We start from the raw sequence: 19,678 nt of genomic DNA on the forward strand, positions 1-19,678 counted from the left end.
TACTACCTCCTGAGGTAGTACCCGCCGCTGCGTACTGCGCTCTGATCCATTCTGGACCTGCGAGGACCAGACCGGAATGGGTTCAGGAGACAGCGCGCAGATCGGCGGTGGACAGCGGCGCGTCGGAGCTGACCAGATAGCGCTGCAGGGTCGAGCGATCGTCGAGGACCAGCCAGTCGACGACGTCGGTCAGTTCGGGCCGGTCGGACCGGGTGGTGATGCCGAGATAGGCGCCGAAGACGAACTCGTCGTCGGCGACGGCGACGGGGACGGCGCCGATCTTGCGCACCGCCGCCTCGGCGACGATCGCCTCGGTCGCGGCGTCGACCGCCAGGGCGATCCGGGCGCCCGCGGTGGCGCCGCGGCCCAGCAGCAGGCGCGCCAGCCGGTTGGCCCAGCGATCCAGATCGGCATCGGCGAGATGACCATCGGTGGCGATCGGGGTGGCCTGCCGACGGGGCAGCTGGATGACGTTGTCGGCGATCGCGGTGGTGGTCATCGTGCTCATCGTGGGTCCCCTTGGCGCTGGTAGGAGGTGCTTTTCGGTACACCTCTACTGTCGTCGCCGGGCGGGGTCTCCGACAGCGACCCCAGCGTTGGGGAGCGGCCTCCCAGGGGGCGGGTTTACCACCCCAAGGTGGGTGAACCCGGTGGTGGGCGTGCTCGTTGCCGCCACCGGGGGTCGGGAGGTCAGCCGAAGCCGATGACCTCGATGTCGCGGTTTTCGTTATCGCTTGCGATCAGCAGCAGGGAACCCGCGGCGGTGGTCAACCGCACGGACCTGGTTTCCGGTGCCACGCTGATCGGCACCACCGATCCCGCGCGGCCGGTCTGCCGGTCCCATGTTCGGAGGGTGTAGCTGTCGTCCGAGGTGAGCATGATGACCTGGTCGGCGAGCAGCGCGGCCGCGGCGGGGTATCGCGCTCCCCTGTCGAGCAGTGACATGTCGAGTTCGGTGGACCCGGCGCCGTCGGCCGCCGACAGGACTTCCCATCGATCGGGCAGCGGGTACCCGTCCGGGTGACGGGAGCTGATCAGGGCATCGTTGTCCGCGGCGCGCACCTCGACGTCCGTGCGGCTCGAATCGACGATGGTCGATGTCAGGGCGGCATTCGGTGGCAGGAAGAGCTCGGTGTCCGCGCCGTCCTGGACGCAGGTGATCCAGACGAAGCCGCTGTCGAGCACGCGAACCTGGGGCGAGCCGGACGATCGCACGTATGGCGTGGGAAAACTGCGCTTGTCGCGGACCTCTCCGGATTGCGGATCGAACACGGTGACGGCCACCGTGGCCGTGTCTCCGGTGCCGCAGGTGGCGGCTCGGTAGATGGCGGTCACCGTCGCGACGACGCGCTGACTGGTAGCGGTGCATCCGGCCGTCTCGGCAGGGGTGGTCCACTGGCTGCGGCCGGTCCTCGCGTCGTACCGGGTCACCGTCCCGCGAGCGGTGGTGGTGGCGAGCAGATGTCCGCGAACTGTGAAGTCCGAGTCGCGGGTGAAGGCCGTTTCCGTCCAGAGTTTATCGCCGGTGACGGAGTCGAAGGCCATCCAGCCGCGCTTCTCCCAGTAGGTCAGCACGACATTCTCGCCGCGGACCGCCATGGTCTTCTGCGGCAGGTTCCCCACGTTGTCGGATCGGACGCCGAGGCGCCGGTAGTGCCAGCGTTCGGCACCTGTCACGCCGTCGTACGACGTGACACCGTCCCTGGTCGAGACGACGAATCCGGTTCCGGTGAAGACGATTCGAGTGTCCTCCGGAAAGCGCGAGAACGGGAGCCGGAAGCGGAACTTCTCCGGCCCCAGCGCGGCGGGTGCGGCGGTGTCCGAGCCGGGATCGGTGGTGACGTGATCGATCGAGGACGAATCGTCACCCAGCCGGAGTGCGACCCCGGCGGCGCCGAGCACCGGCACGATGCCGACCACCAGGGCCACGGCGAGCGCCGAGCGCCCGGGCACCGGGGCGGTCGGTGTCGCGACCAGGACGAAGATCAGCACCGCGCCGAGGAGGACGAGGACAAGCCCGGCGATCGCGGCGGGCACCCGTGGCGTGACGACGAAGACCGAGGTCAACCGCTCATACGTGGACGGGATGTGCGCGGTCACCGCGAACACGACACCGCCGATCAGCACCGCCAGCAGCGCGAGCACACCACCCGCGGTGAAATCCGCGGCGCGCTCGTCGCCGCGTCGTCTCCGGACCAGCACGACCAGCCCGAGCAGCACCACCGCGCCCGCGAAGACCAGGGCTCCCAGGACGAGACGGCGGGGGAAGTCGCCGGTCTCGGCGTAGTCGTCGGACGGCACCGGAATCGGCGCGGCGGCGAACTGGCTGTAGAGCGCCAGCGCGATACCCCCGGCGACCAGCACGGCACCGGCCAGACCCGCCAGGACCGGCCAGGGCGAGCGCGCGGGCACGGTGGACTGATCGTCGGACATGTTCCCCCCGGATGAGAATCGATCCGGCACCCCCACCAGGTGCCGGATCGAGACTAGCGCCCGCGGTGGCGGCGCGGAAAACGCGCCGCCACCCGCTCAGCGCGCGTTGCCGCCGATGCTGAAGTGGGCTCCGGTGGGGTCGGTGAGCCCGGCCAGGCGGCCGTAGGGGGTGTCCATCGGCTCGAAGACGATCGCGCCGCCGAGGGTCGTGGCCAGTTCGGCGGTCTTGTCGACGTCGTCGGCGCCGAAGTAGGCCGTCCACGCGCCGGGGATGCCCTCGGGGAGGTGGCCGGTGGCGTCCATGACGCCGCCGCGCATCGGCGAGGTCGCGTGCAGGGTGGTGTAGCGGAACTCGGGGGAGTCGGCCACGACGAAGGTGTCGCGCCAGCCGAAGACGTCGCGGTAGAAGGTCAGCGAGGAGTCGTAGGCGCGGGTCATCAGCTCGAACCAGGACGGGACGCCGTCGTGGTTGCTCCAGACGCCGTCGGCGACATCGCCGATCGCCTCGAAACCGGGGAACTCGCCTGCCTGCCAGACACCGACGCCGACGCCGCCGACGTCGGCGAGCACCGCCATCGTGCCGAGCTCGCCGACCGCCATCGGCTCGACGAAGATGTTGCCGCCCGCGGCGCTCGCCTTCGCCGTGGTCGCCGCGGCGTCGGCCGAGGCCAGGTAGACGGTCCAGCGGTCGGGGTACGGGTCACCGGCGTCGGGGACCCGGCTCATCGCGCCCGCGACGGCCTTGCCGTCCTTGCGCAGGGTGGTGTAGCCGCCGAATTCCTCGCCGCCGCGTTCGGCGGTCCAGCCGAACAGCTCGCCGTAGAAGGCGATGGCGCGGTCGAGATCGGCGGTGTAGAGATCGACCCAGGTGGGATCACCGGGTTGCTGGGCGATGGACATGGCGACTCCTCGGCTGTGGGGTACTGGCTCGACAGAGACGGTGGCGGGGCGTGCCCACCGTCATCGATCATGACGCCGCGACACCCGAAAAGTCATCGCCGACAACCGTTGCACCCGCGCGACCTGCGGAGGAAGATCGAGAACGGCGCGGGGCCGACACGCCGTCGGCCGTCTACGGCGCGCTGAATACGACACAGAGTAGGACCCGCGCGGAATGCTGCGGCAGCACGGTTTACGATTCACACCAACGCATGCTGACCGTCGTCTGCCTCTGACCGGAGGACGGAGGGCCTGCGAGTGACGTACAGGCATCTTCAGGAGGATCAGTGACTGCGGTAGAGCCCAGGCCAGTCCCTCAGTTGGAAGCGACTCGACCGTATCCCGCTCGGACCGGGCCCAAGGGCTCGTTCCTGTACAAGGCGGTCACCACCACCGACCCCAAGGTGCTCGGCACCATGTACCTGGTGACGGCGATCAGCTTCTTCCTGGTCGGTGGTCTCATGGCGCTGCTCATGCGCGCCGAGCTGGCGCGCCCGGGTCTGCAGTTCCTCTCGCCCGAGCAGTTCAACCAGCTGTTCACCATGCACGGCACGATCATGCTGCTGTTCTACGCGACGGCGATCGTGTTCGGCTTCGCCAACATCATCCTGCCGCTGCAGATCGGCGCCCCCGACGTCGCCTTCCCGCGACTGAACGCGTTCAGCTACTGGCTGTACCTGTTCGGCGGCACCATGGCGACCGCGGGCTTCGTGACCCCCGGTGGCGCGGCGGACTTCGGCTGGACGGCGTACGTGCCGCTGACCGACATCCTGCACTCGCCCGGCGTCGGCACCGACCTGTGGATCCTGGGCCTGGCCGTCTCCGGTCTCGGCACCATCCTCGGTGGTGTCAACATGCTCACCACCGTGGTCTGCCTGCGCGCGCCCGGTATGACCATGTTCCGCATGCCGATCTTCACCTGGAACATCGCGGTGACCTCGGTCCTGGTGCTGCTGGCCTTCCCGCTGCTGACCGCGGCGCTGTTCGGTCTGGCCTACGACCGCCACCTGGGCGGCCACATCTACGACCCGGCCACCGGCGGCATCCTGCTCTACCAGCACCTGTTCTGGTTCTTCGGCCACCCCGAGGTCTACATCATCGCGCTGCCGTTCTTCGGCATCGTGTCCGAGATCTTCCCGGTTTTCAGCCGCAAGCCGATCTTCGGTTACACCACGCTGGTCTACGCGACCCTCGGTATCGCGGCGCTGTCGATCGCGGTGTGGGCGCACCACATGTACGCCACCGGCGCCGTGCTGCTGCCGTACTTCTCCTTCATGACCTTCCTCATCGCCGTCCCGACCGGTGTGAAGTTCTTCAACTGGATCGGCACCATGTGGCGCGGCCAGCTGACCTTCGAATCACCGATGCTGTGGTCGATCGGCTTCCTGGTGACCTTCCTCTTCGGTGGTCTGTCGGGCGTCATCCTGGCCTCGCCGCCGCTGGACTTCCACGTCACCGACTCGTACTTCGTCGTCGCGCACTTCCACTACGTGCTCTTCGGCACCATCGTGTTCGCCACCTTCGCCGGTATCTACTTCTGGTTCCCGAAGATCACCGGCCGCATGATGGACGAGCGCCTGGCGAAGTGGCACTTCTGGACCACCTTCGTCGGCTTCCACACCACCTTCCTGGTGCAGCACTGGCTGGGCGCCGAGGGCATGCCGCGTCGCTACGCCGACTACCTGCCCAGCGACGGCTTCACCACGCTGAACACGATCTCCACCATCGGTGCCTTCATCCTGGGCTCGTCGATGCTGCCGTTCGTGTGGAACACCTTCAAGAGCTACCGCTACGGCGAGGTCGTCACGGTGGACGACCCGTGGGGCTACGGCAACTCGCTCGAGTGGGCCACCACCTGCCCGCCGCCGCGGCACAACTTCTACGAGCTGCCGCGCATCCGCTCGGAGCGTCCGGCGTTCGAGCTGCACTACCCGCACATGGTCGAGCGCATGAAGGCCGAGGCGCACGTGGGCTGGGGCTCGGGTAAGCACGCGACGCACGTCAGCGAAGGCGCACTCGCCAAGAAGTAAGAAACACCGGAAGACCAGGGTGTGCACCTGCTGGGTGACCAGCAGGTGCACACTCTTTTTGTGGGTAATCGAACGGAGCAGATCGACTTGGCCGACACCACAGTTCTCGTGACCGTCACCGGCCCCGACCGACCCGGCGTCACGTCCGTGCTGCTGGCGACGCTGTCACGCCATCAGGTGAGCCTGCTGGACGTGGAACAGGTGGTCATCAGGGGCAGGCTCACCCTCGGCGTGCTGGTCTCGTGCCCCAACGACCCCGAGGCGCTGCAGGACGAGCTCGAAGAGGCCATGAACACCGTCGGCATGCAGGTCGACGTGTCGGTCGACGCGCAGATCGGCAAGCCGCCGATGTCGACGCACGCCGTCGTCGTGCTCGGCGCGCCCGTCACCGCGCACGCCTTCAGCGCGATCTCGCGCCTGCTGGCCGGGCTCGGCGCCAATATCGACACCATCCGCGGCATCGCCGACTACCCGGTGACCGGCATGGAACTGATGGTCTCGGCGGCCGACTCCGGTGCCGACACCGACGCGCGGCTGCGCACCGCGCTGGCCGACATCGCCGTCGCCGAACAGGTCGACATCGCGGTGGAACGAGCCGGGCTGGCCCGCCGGGCCAAGCGGCTCATCGTCTTCGACGTGGACTCCACGCTGATCCAGGGCGAGGTCATCGAGATGCTGGCCGCGCACGCCGGCGTCGAGGAGCAGGTCCGCGAGGTCACCGAGGCCGCGATGCGCGGCGAACTCGACTTCGCCGAATCGCTGCGGCAGCGGGTGGCCACGCTCGAGGGCCTGGACGAATCGGTGATCGAGCAGGTCGCCGACCGGATCGAGCTGACCCCCGGCGCGCGCACCACCATCCGCACGCTGCGCAGGCTCGGCTTCCGCTGCGGTGTGGTCTCCGGTGGGTTCCGGCAGGTCATCGAGCCGCTCGCGCACGAGCTGGAACTGGACTTCGTGCAGGCCAACACGCTCGAGATCGTCGACGGCAAGCTCACCGGCCGGGTGATCGGCGAGATCGTCGACCGGGCGTTCAAGGCGACCGCGCTGCGCAAGTTCGCCGCCGAGGCGGGCGTGCCGATGGAGCAGACGGTCGCTGTCGGTGACGGCGCCAACGACATCGACATGCTCAACGCGGCCGGGCTGGGCGTGGCGTTCAACGCCAAGCCCGCGCTGCGCGAGGTGGCCGATACGGCGCTGTCGCACCCGTACCTGGACGCGGTGCTGTTCATCCTCGGCGTCACCCGCGACGAGGTCGAGGCGGCCGACGCCCGCGACGGCGGCGTGCGCCGGGTTCCGCTGCTCGGCCGGTAGTCCTGGCGCGTCGCGACCGGATCGGCCCGGTCGCGGCGTTAGCCTCCAGCGCAGGGTGTCCTTCGGCGTTGGGAGTGTGCCATGCGGAAAATCCTGTTCGCGGCGTGCGCGGTGGCGATGGTGGTCTCCGGGTGCGGTGCCGACGACGACACCGGGGATCTCTCCTCGACCACGATCGAGCTGCCCACCACCGCGCCGCAGTCCGCGGCGGGCCCGGTGGAGGTGGACCAGACCTTCAGCGGGAGCACGGTCGCGCTGGGGCTCGGCCAGCTGCTGCTGGTCCGGCTGCCGCAGAACCCGGACGACACCGAGTCCTGGTCGCCGGTGAACATCGAGCGGGGCGTGCTCGCGCCGGAGCCGCCGCAGGCCGACGGGGCCAGCACGCTGTGGCCGTTCCGCGGTGTCGGGCCGGGGACCTCGACCATCCAGTTCGTCTACGGTCCGGCCAGTCAGCCGCCGATCGAGCCGGGACCGGAGTTCATCCTGACCGTGCGGGTCGCCTAGCGCCCACGTCGCGGTGTCCGCCCGCCTCGATAGGCTTGGCCGCAGTGGCGTCGAGCGGATCGGGTGTTGGGTATGGGTAGCGGGGAACTGAGCGGCGTGGAGACCGAGGCGCCGGCACGCGACGACGCGGCCGAATTCGCGCTCCGGCACGCCGAACTGGCGCGCGGCTACGGCGGCAACGGTGACCCCGACGACCCGGCCATGGTCCAGGCGATGCAGATGGTGCTGCACATCCCCAAGGCCGACCCGCCCGCACGCAGCGCGCTGCTGGAAGCCGCGGCGGCCGCGGCGGTGGCCGTGTGCCTCGATCCGCGATCCGGGCCGGGCGGGGAGTGGGAACCGCGCTACCTGGCGTGGAAGCGCTCCCGGATCAGGAAGGTGGCGCGGCGGGCGCGCGGTGCGCAGTGGATCGCGGCGGGCGCGGTCGACGGGGTGACCGTCGAGGTCGACGGCGCCCAGGCGCGCGCGTTCGTGCCCGGCCCGGTGGGCGCGATCGATCAGCGGATCCGCAAGTTGCAGATCGGCGGCACCGACCTCGACCACGACGAGCCCGGCCCGCCGGACCCCGAACTGCCGGTGCTGTGGGTGAACGCGGCCCTGGAGATGTCGGTCGGCAAGGCCGCCGCCCAGGTCGGCCACGCGAGCATGCTGCTGGCGGGCGCGTTGCCGGTGGCCGCCGCTGCCGACTGGGCCGCGCACGGGTTCCGCTGCGCGGTCCGCGACGCCGACGAACGACTCTGGCCCGCGCTGGTGGCCGAGGTCGCCGCCGGACGCGCCGTCGCCGTCCGCGACGCGGGCTTCACCGAGGTGGCGCCCGGTTCGATGACGGTGATCGCGGTGCCCGCGCGGGCCTGAGCGGGCGCGCTACGCGCTCCGAATTCGTCGTTCTCGCGGCGGATTTCGCGACCCGCCGCCCGGACTCGGTGTATCTGGAGGACCCTGGGGGTATACGTACACGACGGCTGGGGCATCGAGGGCGTAGGGAGGTTCCGCGATGGTGACGACGATTGTGGTGATCCTGATCGTGTGGGCGGTGCTGTCGGTGCCGATCTCCTTCGTCGCCGCGCGGATGCTGCGCGGCGAGCCCGGCGGGCCCCGCGAATCGGCGTCGACCAGGAACGACGAATCCCACACGGGCCGGTCGTTCCGCTGAGGGCCCCCGTGGGCCAAGATGGAGCGCGTGTCGCAACCCGATCCCGATCTGCTCATCGACTTCTCCGACGTGACCATCCGCCGCTCGGGCCGAACGCTCGTAGGCCCGGTCACCTGGCAGGTCGAGCTCGACGAACGCTGGGTGGTGCTCGGCCCGAACGGGGCCGGCAAGACCTCGCTATTGAGAATGGCCGCCGCCGAGGTCCATCCGACCTCCGGTGACGCGAACCTGTTGGGGGAGACCCTGGGTCGCGTCGACGTCACCGAGCTGCGGCCACGCATCGGGTTGTCCTCGGCGGCGGTGGCCAGCCGCATCCCCGTCGACGAGAAGGTCAGCGACCTGGTGGTGTCGGCCGGGTACGCGGTGCTGGGCCGCTGGCGCGAACGCTACGAGGACATCGACACCGAACGCGCCGTCGACATGCTGGAAACCCTCGGCGCCGAACACCTTTCCGACCGCACCTACGGCACCCTGTCCGAGGGTGAGCGCAAGCGCGTGCTGATCGCCCGTGCCCTGATGACCGACCCCGAACTGCTGCTGCTCGACGAACCGGCCGCCGGCCTGGACCTGGGCGGGCGCGAGGAACTGGTGGAGCGGCTGGGCAATCTGGCCGCCGATCCCGACGCCCCCGCCATGGTCCTGGTGACCCACCACGTGGAGGAGATCCCGCCGGGCTTCACCCACGCCCTGCTGCTCAAGGAGGGCGAGGTGGTCGGGCAGGGGCTGCTCGAGGACGTGCTCACCGCCGCGAACCTCAGCGCCGCGTTCAGCCAGTCGATCGCGCTGGACCGGGTCGACGGGCGCTGGTTCGCCCGCCGGGCCCGGCGCGCCGGGCAGCACCGCCGGGCCTGAGGCCCACTCAGCGGGAACCCTCGGGGCGCGGTGGCACGGTCCGGGCTGAACTGTTTCCCTGGCGAACCAAGCGAGCGTTAGGGTGCAGACAGGCCGATGCGACGGCCGCGGTGGAACGGATGTGGCTCCGGTGAGCCGCCGTTGCGCGGCGGCCGCCGGACCGTCGGCCCTGTGGTGGAGAGGAACGGTATGAGTGAGTCCGGGGTAGCCGCGCGCGACGCGTCGACGGTGATGCTGGTGCGCGACGGCGCCGACGGCATCGAGGTGTTCCTGCAGCGCCGCGTCAGCGGGATGGCCTTCGCGGCCGGGATGACGGTGTTCCCCGGCGGTGGCGTCGACGCCGCCGACGGCACCGCCGACATCGCCTGGGCCGGGCCGGCGCCGGCCTGGTGGGCCGAGCGTTTCGCGACGACCGAGCAGGCCGCGCAGGCGCTGGTCGCCGCCGCGGTCCGGGAGACCTTCGAGGAATGCGGCGTGCTGCTGGCCGGGCCGACCGCCGACACCGTCGTCGACGACTCCGCGGTCTACCGCGAGGCTCGCGGCAAGCTCGAGCGTCGTGAGCTCTCGCTCGCGGACTTCCTCGCGGCCGAGGGGCTGGTGCTGCGCGCCGACCTGCTGCGGCCGTGGTCGAACTGGATCACCCCCGAGGCCGAGCCGAGGCGCTACGACACCCGCTTCTTCGTCGCTGTGCTCCCGCAGGGGCAGATCGCCGACGGTGCCACCTCCGAGGCCGCCCAGGTCGTCTGGGCGACCCCGCAGGCCGCCCTGGCGAGCTGGCGGGCGGGCGAACACGTCCTGCTGCCGCCGACCTGGTCGCAGCTCGACGGCCTGTGCGGATTCGCCGACACCGCGGCCGTGCTGGCCGCCGAGCGGGCGATCACGCCGATCATGCCGCACTACACGCCCAACGCCGATGGCCCGCCGCTGACCGACTTCCCGGACAACGGCCGGTATTTCGCGGAGCTGCCGCAGCTGGGTGCACTGGGCGGCCGGTAGGTTGACCGCATGGCCGAATTCGTCACCCTCGAGCTGCCCGCCGACCCGTCCGCTCGCGGCGTCGCGCTGCTGCGCATCGATCGCCCGCCGCTGAACCTGGTCGATGCCCAGCTGGCCCGTGAGGTCGCCGCGGCGGCCGAGACGGTGGCCCGGCACCCGGGCGTGGCCGCGCTCATCGTCTACGGCGACGAGCGGGTCTTCAGCGCGGGCGACGAGATGACCGAACTCGCCGAGCTCGACGCCGGGCAGGCCGCCGCGATGGCGGCGGATCTGCAGGCGGCGCTGGGCTGTCTCACCAAGGTGCCGCAGCCGACCGTCGCCGCGATCACCGGCTACTGCCTCGGCGCGGGCCTCGAACTCGCCCTCGGCGCCGATCATCGGATCATCGGCGACAACGTCAAGCTCGGCCTGCCGCAGATCAAGGCCGGGCTGATCCCGCTCGCCGGCATCCGCAAGCTCTCGCTGCTGATCGGCGCGAGCCGGGCCAAGGACCTCGTCTACACCGGCCGTTTCGTCGACGCCGAGGAGGCCGCGAAGCTCGGTCTGGTCGACGAGGTGGTCGCGCCCGACCACGTCCTCGACGCCGCGCGCCGGTGGGCCGAGCAGTTCGTCACGGCCGCGCCGCGGGCGCTGGCCGCCGCCAAGGCCGTCTTCGAAGCAGGCCCGCACGCGCACTCCACCGCCGTCACCGAGTGGTCGGCGTTGTTCGACACCGACGACACGCGCACCGGCACCCGCGCCTTCGCCGCCGACGGTCCGAACAGCGCCGTTTTCACCGGACGGTGAGCTGAGACCGGTCAATCGACCAAGTGGAACCGCCGGAAACAAGACCGGCCATTGCGTGCTGAGGGTCTCCTATTACTCTTGGCGGTTATGACGGTCCACCCCGATGACCCGGCGCCGAACCCGCACGCCACCGAGGCCGAGGTCGAAGCAGCGCTGAAGGACACCAAGCTCGCCCAGGTCCTGTATCACGACTGGGAAGCGGAGACGTACGACGACAAGTGGTCGATCTCCTATGACGAACGCTGTATCGCGTATGCCCGCGGCCGGTTCGACCTCGCGGTCGGCCCCGCCCCGCTGCCCTACGAACGGGCGCTCGAGCTCGGCTGCGGCACGGGGTTCTTCCTGCTGAACCTGATGCAGGGCGGCATCGCGAAGAAGGGGTCGGTCACCGATCTCTCGCCCGGCATGGTGAAGGTCGCGCTGCGCAACGCCGAGCACCTGGGCCTGGATGTCGACGGCCGCGTCGCCGACGCCGAGACCATCCCGTACGACGACGACACCTTCGACCTGGTCTGCGGCCACGCCGTGCTGCACCACATCCCGGACGTGGAGCTGGCGCTCAAGGAGTGCCTGCGCGTGCTCAAGCCGGGCGGGCGTTTCGTCTTCGCCGGTGAGCCGACCACCGTGGGCAATTTCTACGCCCGCAAGCTCGGCCAGGCCACCTGGAAGGTGACCACCGAGATCACCAAGCTGCCGTTCCTGTCCGGCTGGCGCCGTCCGCAGACCGAGCTGGACGAGTCCTCCCGGGCCGCCGCGCTCGAGGCCGTCGTCGACCTGCACACCTTCGACCCGACCGATCTCGAGAAGATGGCGAAGTCGGCCGGTGCCGTCGACGTGAAGGCCACCACGGAGGAGTTCGCCGCGGCCCTGTGGGGCTGGCCGGTGCGCACCTTCGAGGCCGCCGTGCCCGACGAGAAGCTGACGGTCGGCTACCGCATGGCGCAGTACCGCGCCTGGCTGGGCCTGAGCTGGCTCGACGAGAACGTGCTGCGCAAGGTCGTCCCGCGCGAGTTCTTCTACAACGCGATGATCACCGGCGTGAAGCCGGGCGCGGCCAAGAAGTAAGTGGGGTACCGCTTCGGCCGCGACGATGTCGCCTTCCTGGGCAGCGCGGCGGGATCCGCCGCGCTCGCCGAGGTCGACCGGCTGGAGCTGACTCCGGCGACGCACCTGCGCGATCTCGAGCAGGTGCGTCGCGCGTCTCCGGAGCGGGCCGCCGCGCTGATCGAGACGGTGCGATTGCGGCGCAAGGCCGCGGTGAAGCTGCCCGGCGCCGCCGACTGGCTGTTCACCGACGACGCGTTGCAGCAGGCGACACCCGCGCTGGTGGCCCGGCACCGGGCGGCCCGGCTGGCCGGTCGGGCCGTGCACGACGTCACCTGTTCGATCGGCGCGGAGCTGGCCGAACTGTCGGCCGTGTGCCCGGCGGTGATCGGCAGCGATCTCGACGAGGTCCGGCTGGCGATGGCCGCCCACAATCTCGGCGCTGTGCCACTGCGCGCGACCGCGGAACAGCCCCCGGAGAACGACCGCACGGGTACCGCCGAGCGAAACGACGCCGCTCCGGTCGCCACCGAGCACTCGTCGACGCGGGGGCGCAACATCGTGTTGGCGAAGGCTGACGCACTCGTACCGACCTCGCGCGACACCGTGATCATCGCCGACCCGGCGCGGCGAGCCGACGGCAGGCGGACCTACGACCCCGCCAAACTCCAGCCCCCGCTGCCCGATCTGCTGGCCGCGTACGCGGGCCGCGACATCGCCGTGAAATCCGCCCCCGGTCTGGACTTCGACCGCCTCGGGTGGGCAGGCGAGGTGGAGATCGTCTCCCTCGACGGCGCGGTCCGCGAGGCCTGCCTGTGGTCGCCCGGCCTGACCGAACCCGGCGTCACCCGCCGCGCCACCGTCCTCGACTCCCGGGGCGGCGCGAGCACGCTCACCGACGCCGAGCCCGACGACATCCCCGAGCGCGCTCCCGGCGCGTGGATCCTCGACCCCGACGGCGCGGTCGTGCGCGCGGGCCTGGTCCGCCACTACGCGGCGAAACACGGTCTCTGGCAGCTCGATCCGCAGATCGCCTATCTCACCGGTGACACGGTCCCGGCGGGCCTGCGCGGCTTCCGCATCGAGGACCGCTTCGAGCTGCGCGAGAAGACCCTGCGCCAGGAACTGTCCCGGCGCGACTGCGGGTCGCTGGAGATCCTGGTCCGTGGCATCGATCTCGATCCCGACGCCCTGCGCAAGAAGCTGAAATTGCGCGGCTCGGTCCCCTACACCTTGGTCGTCACCCGGATCGGGCGGGCGGGCGTGGTCTTCCTCTGCACCGCCGTCGCCCCGTAGGCGTCAGTGCGCGGTCCAGTCGGGCTGGGTGAAGTGGGCGACCCGGGAATCGGTGGGGGAGTGGCCGAGCAGAACGACCGCGCGGAACTGCCACAGCAGGGCGCCGGTGGGGGCGTGGATGGTCATATCAGGGGCGATGCGCATCTGGAGCAGCCCGGTGGCATCCGCCTCCGGGAGATCGCCGCGCAGTTCGTGCTGGAGGGTGGCGTGTTCGGGGCGCACCCAGTGCGGGACGTCCTCGGCGGCGAGCCGGGCGAGGTCGACCTGGTGGACGGAGAACACCTCGTCCGGGTTGGGCCGCAAGGCGTCGATATCGTCGACCGTGACCACGGCCGGGGTGATCGCGAAGCCTGAGGTGGCCGGGAAATCGTCGAGCAGGCCAAGCACATCGGCTGGTTTCGCGGTCAGGTTCAGTTCCTCGCGCAGTTCCCGCAGCGCCGCGACCTCGGCGGTCTCACCGGGCTCCAGCCGCCCGCCCGGCAACCCCCACTGGCCCGCGTTGCGACCGCGGTAGGCGCGCTTCATCACGATCACCGACAGGACGTCGCCGGCGCCCGGCACCACGCACAGCGTCACGCCCGCGCGGCGCATACCGGGGACATCGGGGACGGCGATCCGGGGAAACGCCGTCAATCGGGCCTTGGCGAGGGCGCGAAATTCCTCGATGCCGCGAGGGAGGTACGGGTGGCTCACCCCTCGATCTTGCCCCAGCGGCCGACGAGTCAGGATTCCATCTTCTTCACCACCCGCTGCACCGTGAGCCAGGTGCGGGTGGTGATGTCCTTGCCGTAGGTCTTCTCCAAGCGGGCCATGAAGTCGGGCGTCGCGCCGGTGCTGTTGTCGATGACGGTGAGGAACGCGCGGGCGTCGCGGTCGTAGCCGATGACGCGGGTCAGCGGATCGTCGTCGAACGAGGACAGGTCGGCCTCGCGCATCTCGTGCTTGAAGAAGGTGACCGTCAGGTACGAGCCGCGCTCGTGCGGGAGCCCGTCGAACGGGTCGCGATCGAGCAGTTCGCGCAGCACCCGATGACTCCGGATGATGGTGCCGCCCGGGATGCCCAGTTCAGCGGCGAGGGCCTCCTGGATGCGGTCCTCGAGGTCGGCGGGATCGTCGCCGGTGCGGAACACCAGATTGCCGCTGGTGAGCACCGAGGCGACCTTGTCGAACCCGAGCCCCTCCAGCACCCCGCGCAACTTCTCGTTGCGCATGTTCGGGTTGGTCGGCATGATCCCCCGCAGCAGCGCCGCATAGCTCTCCACGGAGCCGACCGTACCGACCACCACCGACACACACCATCGCAGCGCGCCGCGCCACGCGGTTACGCCTGGGCGGCGGCGTTCTTCTTGCGCTCGATATCGGCCAGGGCGGCCAGGTAGGCCTCGCGCTCCTCGGCGCTGGCGTCCCAGGCCACCTTGCGGTTCTTGACGACCTTGGCCGGCGCGCCGACGGCGATGCTGTAGTCGGGGACGTCACCGCGGACGACGGCGTGCGCACCGAGCACACAGCCCCGGCCCACCCGGGTGTCGCGCAGCACGGTCACCTTGGCGGCGATCCAGGTGTCGGGGCCGATCCGGACCGGGCTCTTCACGATGCCCTGGTCCTTGATGGGCAGGGTGATGTCGTCCATCTTGTGGTCGAAGTCGCAGATGTAGCACCAGTCGGCGACCAGCGTCGACTCGCCGATCTCGATGTCGAGGTAGGTGTTGACGACGTTGTCCTTGCCGAACACCACCTTGTCGCCGATGCGCAGCGAACCCTCGTGGCACCGGAGCGCGTTGCCGTCGCCGATGTGCACCCAGCGGCCGATCTCCATGCGGGCGAATTCCGGGGTCGCGTGGATCTCCACATTGCGGCCGAGGAACACCATCCCGCGCAGCACGATGTGCGGATTGGCCAGCCGGAACTTGGCCAGCCGGTAGTAGCGCACCAGGTACCAGGGGGTGTAGGCGCGGTTGGCGAGCACCCAGCGCAGCGAGTCCTTGGTCAGGAACCGCGCCTGCTGCGGATCGCGGCGGCGGGAACCACGCCAGCGCGCGCTCAGCGGCGCGCCCCACATGCTCGTCACGAAGTACTCTCCCGTCGTGATCGCACCGGGCCAGCCCCGGGGATTCGGTCGTCGGTTACACAGAGTACTTTCGGAGCGCACGCCTACCGTGCGATACCCCGATCATCGGCTCGATTACACAGGGAGATCAGCAGGTGCGAACTCGGACTCGCGTCGCGGCCTCGCTCGCTGCCGCCGGTGTGGTGGCGTTGGCAGGATGCGGCACCGATGTGGACGACATCACCGTCGGCGGCGGAAAGGGCTGGCCCGCAGCCCATCACGACGGCCGCAACGGCGGGGCGAGCCCGGTGACGGGCGCGGACTCGATGACGCTGAGCTGGTCCCGTCCGGTGGGCGGCCCGATCGCCCAGCCGTTGACGATCGGTCCCGAGGGCCAGATGTTCGTCACTTCGAGCACCGGCAACTGCGCGATCTTCTCCTTCCAGATGCCGACCGGCCGCAAGCGCTTCTGCAACCCGCTCGGCCCGTCGACGATCGAGGCGCCGACCGTGGTCGACGGCGTCAGCAATGTCTACGTCGGGGACGACGGCGCGGTGAACTCCTTCAACTACCTGGGCCAGCCCCGCTGGCGCACGCCGGTGGCGGGCGTCCCGGTGGCCATCCAGTTCACCGGCGACGGCCGGGTGCTGACGGTGACCCAGTCCGGCCAGGTCGACATCCTGAGCAGGCAGACCGGCGGCCGCGAGGTGCCGACACTGCAACTGCTCGGTGAGCCCGACTTCCTGCAACTGCCCGGCCTGACCCGCCCGGCCTCCGGCGACGGTCTCGACGACTGCCGGACCGGCGGCCCGCGCTGCGCGGTCGCCAACACCACCGCCGTCGACCCCGAATCGGGCCGGTTCTTCGTCACCGTGTGGGAGCCGGGCAAGGCGGCCGCGTCGCTGCGGTCGATGCGCTACGCCGACGGCAAGGTCGTCCAGGATTGGAGCGCCGACATGCTCACCGGTGGCAGCGCCACCAGCCCCACCCTCTCGGGCGACGGCGACACCGTCTACATCGGTGACAACAGCGGCCGCCTGATCGCGGTGAACACTGACGACGGCAGCACCCGCTGGACGCACGCGCTCGGCTGGACCCCCAGCGGCGGCATCTCCGTCGTCGACGACCTGATCGTCCCCGCGGGCGACGACGGCTACCTGATGGCCGTGCGCGACCGTGGTGACCGCGCCGAGCCCGCCTGGGAACGCAAGGACCTGGCGCTGCGCGGCACACCCGCCCAGACCGCGGGCGGCGTCGGCTACACCGTGGCCGCCATCGGCGCGGGCCTGAGCCTGATCACCTTCGACACCGCCACCGGCAACACCGTCGACTCCGATGTCCTGCCCGGCGCCACCGGCACCACCACCGGCACCTCGGTCGGGCCGAAGGGCGAGGTCGTCGTCGCCACCCGTCTCGGCGAGATCTTCACCTTCGCGCCCGACGCCTGAGCGGGCGTCAGTACGGGTTGGTCCGGTCCGCCCAGCGCGGGCCGACCTCCGCCGCGAGGTGGCGGGGGAAGCAGACGCGGCCCGGGTCGCCGTCGGCGGTGTAGCGCTGCTCCGGGTGGGCCGCCAGCCAGTCCAGCCAGTAGCCCGAGTCGAACGGGACCGCGCCCCGGCCGGAGCGGATGCGCGGCACGCCGCCGGGGTCGACCGCGCCGTACGGTGCCGGGGCGGGGTTCGAGCCGACCAGCATGACGGCGTCGAAGCGATAGTCGGTGCCGTCCCAGCTGCCCGCGGCGGCCAGCGCGTGGTCGCGGGGATAGATGCCCAGCGGTAGGGCCATGGTGCGCACGGTGACTTCCGGCGCGGCCGCGCGCACCGCGCGCACGTTCTGCGCCAGTTCGCGCTGCACGCCGTCGGCGTCCAGGGTCGCGAGATTCGCGTGATCGGCGGTGTGCGCGCCGATCTCGTGGCCGTTGGCCGCCAGCCAGGGCAGCGCCCGCGGGTCGCCGCCGAACGGCTCGTTGTTGACGTAGAAGGTGGCGATCGGCCGGAAATCCGGGTAGCGGGCGCCGAATTCGGCGAGGATGCCCGCGGCGCTGTCCGGGGTCACGGCCCCGCTGTCGGTGAAGGCGAGCTGGCTGCCGGTGGAATCGTCGAAGGTGAGGACGACCGGATGGGTGCCCGCGGGCAGGTCGAGGTCGCCCGCGATGTACTGCGCGGCCGTCACCGGGCGGTAGTTCTCGCGGTACAGCCGGTCCAGCTCGTCGCGGAACTCCGCGGGGGTCTGGTCGTATTCACCGGCCGGGTTCGGCGTGATCTGGTGGTACATCAGCACCGGGACGAATCCCAGTTCGTTGGCGGCGATCTCGGCCGGATCCGGCGGCGCGGGTTTCGTCGTCGCCGCGGCAGGCGGTAGGGGCGGGGGCGGTGCTTCCGGTGTCGCGCAGGCGGTCGCGAGCAGCAGGAGTGCGGGCGCGAGTCGGAATGCCACTGTCGAACCGCCGGTCATCGCGGCGATATTACGCGCAGGCGGAGGTTTTCCCCCGATCTTGCGATAACCCGCAGACGGACTGCCCGACTGCGCCATAGTGGCCTGGCGAACGGTAGTGGAAGTTGGTGCGGGCGTTGGGATTGCGGATCCAGTCGGGCGATCGGCGGCGGTGGGCGACGATCGCCTCGGGTGCCGTCCTCGCGGTGGTCATCGTGGCTCTGGTGGCCGGATTCGCGCTGAGCAGATCCGCCTCGGAGCCGTCGGCCGACACCGTGCCGCCGGTCCTTCAGGTGGCCCCGCCCGATCCCGTGCGCTCCTACCGGGCGCCGATCGTGGTGCGCGGCAAGGCCGTCGACGCCGTACGCGTCGCCGTCGGCACGGACACGGTGACACCCGCCGCCGACGGCAGCTTCGAGCTGTCGGTGCCGTGGGCGCCCGCCGTCGAGGTCGTCGCGGTGGATGCCGCGGGGAATCGGAGCAGCGCCGTCGCCGTCACGGGGGTGACGCTGCCGCGCATGCGGGCGGTGCACGTCACCGCGCACGCCTGGTCGCACGAGGGGTTGCGCGAGGACGTGCTCGATCTCGCGCGCGAGGGCCGCATCGATACCGTGCAGCTCGACATCAAGGACGAGGACGGTGTCGTCGGCTACGACTCCCAGGTGCCGCTGGCCCGCGAATCCGGTGCCGTCGCGGGCATCTACGACGCGCCGTCGGCCCTGCGGCAACTCCACGAGCTGGGCTTGCAGGTGGTCGGGCGCATCGTCGCGTTCCGCGATCCGACCGTCGCCGCGTGGGCCTGGCACAACGGCAGGCCCGACTGGGTGGTCCAGAACCCGTCGGGGCAGCCCTATTCCAGCCACTACGGTCCGATCGCGTTCACCAATGTCGCCCATCCCGACATCCGCCGCTACAACATCGATCTGGCGGTGGAAGCGGGCAAGCTCGGTTTCGACGGCGTCATGTACGACTACGTCCGCCGCCCCGACGGCAGCCTGACCAGCATGCATTTCGCCGGACTCACCGGCACCCCCGCCGACGCCGTCGCCGGCTTCCTCGCCGAGAGCCGCTACCCGGTGCACGCCGCGGGCGCCCACCTGAGCGCCGCGGTCTACGGCATCGCGTCGACCCGCCCCGACGAGATCGCCCAGGACATCCCCCGCATGGCCCGCAGCGTCGACTTCGTCGCCCCCATGCTCTACCCCTCGCACTGGAACTCCGGCGAATACGGCGTGGCCAACCCCAACGCCCAGCCCTACGACATCATCTTCCGCTCCCTGCGCGACTTCCAGACCAGCACCGCGGGCACCGGCGCGACCGTCATCCCCTGGCTCCAGGACTTCAGCCTCGGCGTCACCTACGGCGACGCCGAACTCCGCGCCCAGATCGACGCCACCAACGCCACCGGCATCGACAGCTTCTTCCTCTGGAACGCCGCCACCCGCTACCACACCAACGGCATCCCCCCGGCCTGACTCACCCCACCCAGGTGAGGGCTTCGGGTTCGGCGGAGACGGGGAAGACGCGGACTTCGGCGGGGATGAGGAAGCCGAAGAGGTGGACGGCTTCGCCGAGGGCCTTGTGGTCGGTGACCAGGGCGATGCGGCCCCAGGAGCTGCGGGGGACGCGGACCAGTTTCAGGTCCTGCCACATGGCGTCGAGGGAGTAGCGGTCGAAGTCGGGGCCGAGGATGTAGACCAGGTTGACCGGCTGTTCGTGCTGGAGGGCGGCGTCGATGGCCGGGTCCAGGACCGTGGTGTAGTCCTCGGCGGTGACGGTGCCGGAGGCGCGGAAGCCGATGGTCGCGGCGGGCAGGTCGGGAATCGGCTGCAGGGGCATGGTCGGCTCCTTCGT

The 19,678-nt window shown here is 70.6% G+C and carries 20 protein-coding genes; 12 read left to right on the forward strand and 8 right to left on the reverse strand.

Annotation, left to right across the window (positions count from 1 at the left end; translation table 11 throughout):
- Nucleotides 1-82 precede the first annotated feature (82 nt).
- From AB0H54_RS08860 to AB0H54_RS08870, 3 genes are all read right to left on the reverse strand, one after another.
- Nucleotides 83-508 (reverse strand): hypothetical protein, encoded by a 426-nt coding sequence (locus tag AB0H54_RS08860; RefSeq protein ID WP_357343927.1) that lies wholly within the window; start codon nt 506-508, stop codon nt 83-85.
- Nucleotides 509-690: 182 nt separating this feature from the next.
- The gene (locus AB0H54_RS08865; RefSeq protein WP_357343929.1) at nt 691-2,433 is read right to left on the reverse strand and encodes a PQQ-binding-like beta-propeller repeat protein; all 1,743 of its coding nucleotides are present in this window, start codon (nt 2,431-2,433) and stop codon (nt 691-693) included.
- A gap of 96 nt (nt 2,434-2,529) precedes the next feature.
- Nucleotides 2,530-3,333, reverse strand: coding sequence for a VOC family protein (locus AB0H54_RS08870; RefSeq protein ID WP_355282195.1), 804 nt, complete (start codon nt 3,331-3,333; stop codon nt 2,530-2,532).
- 326 nt (nt 3,334-3,659) lie between these two features.
- On the opposite strand from AB0H54_RS08870, the gene ctaD reads away from it, so the two are divergent.
- From ctaD to AB0H54_RS08920, 10 genes are all read left to right on the forward strand, one after another.
- Nucleotides 3,660-5,402 carry a cytochrome c oxidase subunit I gene (ctaD, locus tag AB0H54_RS08875; protein ID WP_218719296.1) on the forward strand — a complete coding sequence of 581 codons (1,743 nt, stop codon included), beginning with the start codon at nt 3,660-3,662 and terminating at the stop codon, nt 5,400-5,402.
- Nucleotides 5,403-5,483: 81 nt separating this feature from the next.
- Nucleotides 5,484-6,713 carry a phosphoserine phosphatase SerB gene (serB, locus tag AB0H54_RS08880; RefSeq protein WP_355282368.1) on the forward strand — a complete coding sequence of 410 codons (1,230 nt, stop codon included), beginning with the start codon at nt 5,484-5,486 and terminating at the stop codon, nt 6,711-6,713.
- Nucleotides 6,714-6,794: 81 nt separating this feature from the next.
- A complete protein-coding gene (locus AB0H54_RS08885) occupies nt 6,795-7,217 on the forward strand; it encodes a protease inhibitor I42 family protein (protein WP_357343932.1) in 423 nt (140 codons plus the stop codon).
- A 72-nt stretch (nt 7,218-7,289) separates the two neighbouring features.
- A complete protein-coding gene (locus AB0H54_RS08890; protein WP_357343934.1) occupies nt 7,290-8,072 on the forward strand; it encodes a peptidyl-tRNA hydrolase in 783 nt (260 codons plus the stop codon).
- Between the two features lie 139 nt (nt 8,073-8,211).
- Nucleotides 8,212-8,370 (forward strand): hypothetical protein, encoded by a 159-nt coding sequence (locus AB0H54_RS08895; protein WP_357343936.1) that lies wholly within the window; start codon nt 8,212-8,214, stop codon nt 8,368-8,370.
- Between the two features lie 18 nt (nt 8,371-8,388).
- Complete coding sequence (locus AB0H54_RS08900; protein ID WP_355282184.1) at nt 8,389-9,222, forward strand: ABC transporter ATP-binding protein; 834 nt, start codon at nt 8,389-8,391, stop codon at nt 9,220-9,222.
- 189 nt (nt 9,223-9,411) lie between these two features.
- Nucleotides 9,412-10,218 carry an NUDIX hydrolase gene (locus tag AB0H54_RS08905; RefSeq protein WP_357343938.1) on the forward strand — a complete coding sequence of 269 codons (807 nt, stop codon included), beginning with the start codon at nt 9,412-9,414 and terminating at the stop codon, nt 10,216-10,218.
- A 9-nt stretch (nt 10,219-10,227) separates the two neighbouring features.
- Nucleotides 10,228-11,004 carry an enoyl-CoA hydratase-related protein gene (locus tag AB0H54_RS08910; RefSeq protein ID WP_357343940.1) on the forward strand — a complete coding sequence of 259 codons (777 nt, stop codon included), beginning with the start codon at nt 10,228-10,230 and terminating at the stop codon, nt 11,002-11,004.
- Nucleotides 11,005-11,091: 87 nt separating this feature from the next.
- Complete coding sequence (locus AB0H54_RS08915) at nt 11,092-12,069, forward strand: methyltransferase domain-containing protein (protein ID WP_355282178.1); 978 nt, start codon at nt 11,092-11,094, stop codon at nt 12,067-12,069.
- Nucleotides 12,070-13,344, forward strand: coding sequence for a class I SAM-dependent methyltransferase (locus AB0H54_RS08920; RefSeq protein ID WP_357343942.1), 1,275 nt, complete (start codon nt 12,070-12,072; stop codon nt 13,342-13,344).
- 3 nt (nt 13,345-13,347) lie between these two features.
- Here AB0H54_RS08920 and AB0H54_RS08925 read toward each other — a convergent pair whose 3' ends face one another.
- The 3 genes from AB0H54_RS08925 to AB0H54_RS08935 are packed head-to-tail and all read right to left on the reverse strand — an operon-like array spanning nt 13,348 to nt 15,412.
- On the reverse strand, nt 13,348-14,037 hold the full coding sequence (locus AB0H54_RS08925; protein WP_357343944.1) for a CoA pyrophosphatase: 690 nt from the start codon (nt 14,035-14,037) through the stop codon (nt 13,348-13,350).
- 29 nt (nt 14,038-14,066) lie between these two features.
- Nucleotides 14,067-14,606 (reverse strand): DUF1697 domain-containing protein, encoded by a 540-nt coding sequence (locus AB0H54_RS08930; protein WP_357343946.1) that lies wholly within the window; start codon nt 14,604-14,606, stop codon nt 14,067-14,069.
- A gap of 59 nt (nt 14,607-14,665) precedes the next feature.
- On the reverse strand, nt 14,666-15,412 hold the full coding sequence (locus tag AB0H54_RS08935; RefSeq protein ID WP_357343948.1) for an acyltransferase: 747 nt from the start codon (nt 15,410-15,412) through the stop codon (nt 14,666-14,668).
- Between the two features lie 134 nt (nt 15,413-15,546).
- Here AB0H54_RS08935 and AB0H54_RS08940 point away from each other — a divergent pair, with 134 nt between their 5' ends.
- Nucleotides 15,547-16,839, forward strand: a complete 1,293-nt coding sequence (locus tag AB0H54_RS08940) for a PQQ-binding-like beta-propeller repeat protein (RefSeq protein ID WP_357343950.1) — start codon at nt 15,547-15,549, stop codon at nt 16,837-16,839.
- A gap of 7 nt (nt 16,840-16,846) precedes the next feature.
- Here AB0H54_RS08940 and AB0H54_RS08945 read toward each other — a convergent pair whose 3' ends face one another.
- A complete protein-coding gene (locus AB0H54_RS08945) occupies nt 16,847-17,827 on the reverse strand; it encodes a polysaccharide deacetylase family protein (RefSeq protein ID WP_357343951.1) in 981 nt (326 codons plus the stop codon).
- 134 nt (nt 17,828-17,961) lie between these two features.
- On the opposite strand from AB0H54_RS08945, the gene AB0H54_RS08950 reads away from it, so the two are divergent.
- Complete coding sequence (locus tag AB0H54_RS08950; protein WP_357343953.1) at nt 17,962-19,299, forward strand: putative glycoside hydrolase; 1,338 nt, start codon at nt 17,962-17,964, stop codon at nt 19,297-19,299.
- A 1-nt stretch (nt 19,300) separates the two neighbouring features.
- Here AB0H54_RS08950 and AB0H54_RS08955 read toward each other — a convergent pair whose 3' ends face one another.
- Nucleotides 19,301-19,663 carry an STAS/SEC14 domain-containing protein gene (locus AB0H54_RS08955; RefSeq protein WP_357343955.1) on the reverse strand — a complete coding sequence of 121 codons (363 nt, stop codon included), beginning with the start codon at nt 19,661-19,663 and terminating at the stop codon, nt 19,301-19,303.
- Between the last annotated feature and the right edge of the window lie 15 nt (nt 19,664-19,678).

It is taken from the genome of Nocardia sp. NPDC050718 (genome assembly GCF_040654235.1).
In the GTDB taxonomy this organism is placed as follows: domain Bacteria; phylum Actinomycetota; class Actinomycetes; order Mycobacteriales; family Mycobacteriaceae; genus Nocardia.

What these genes read in the sequence shown, in the direction of transcription:
- AB0H54_RS08885 (WP_357343932.1), top strand. Translation starts at nt 6,795, where the DNA reads ATGCGGAAAATCCTGTTCGCGGCGTGCGCGGTGGCGATGGTGGTCTCC.
- AB0H54_RS08865 (WP_357343929.1), bottom strand. Translation starts at nt 2,433, where the DNA reads ATGTCCGACGATCAGTCCACCGTGCCCGCGCGCTCGCCCTGGCCGGTC.
- AB0H54_RS08895 (WP_357343936.1), top strand. Translation starts at nt 8,212, where the DNA reads ATGGTGACGACGATTGTGGTGATCCTGATCGTGTGGGCGGTGCTGTCG.
- AB0H54_RS08890 (WP_357343934.1), top strand. Translation starts at nt 7,290, where the DNA reads ATGGGTAGCGGGGAACTGAGCGGCGTGGAGACCGAGGCGCCGGCACGC.
- AB0H54_RS08860 (WP_357343927.1), bottom strand. Translation starts at nt 508, where the DNA reads ATGAGCACGATGACCACCACCGCGATCGCCGACAACGTCATCCAGCTG.
- AB0H54_RS08910 (WP_357343940.1), top strand. Translation starts at nt 10,228, where the DNA reads ATGGCCGAATTCGTCACCCTCGAGCTGCCCGCCGACCCGTCCGCTCGC.
- AB0H54_RS08900 (WP_355282184.1), top strand. Translation starts at nt 8,389, where the DNA reads ATGGAGCGCGTGTCGCAACCCGATCCCGATCTGCTCATCGACTTCTCC.
- AB0H54_RS08955 (WP_357343955.1), bottom strand. Translation starts at nt 19,663, where the DNA reads ATGCCCCTGCAGCCGATTCCCGACCTGCCCGCCGCGACCATCGGCTTC.
- AB0H54_RS08905 (WP_357343938.1), top strand. Translation starts at nt 9,412, where the DNA reads ATGAGTGAGTCCGGGGTAGCCGCGCGCGACGCGTCGACGGTGATGCTG.
- AB0H54_RS08870 (WP_355282195.1), bottom strand. Translation starts at nt 3,333, where the DNA reads ATGTCCATCGCCCAGCAACCCGGTGATCCCACCTGGGTCGATCTCTAC.
- AB0H54_RS08915 (WP_355282178.1), top strand. Translation starts at nt 11,092, where the DNA reads ATGACGGTCCACCCCGATGACCCGGCGCCGAACCCGCACGCCACCGAG.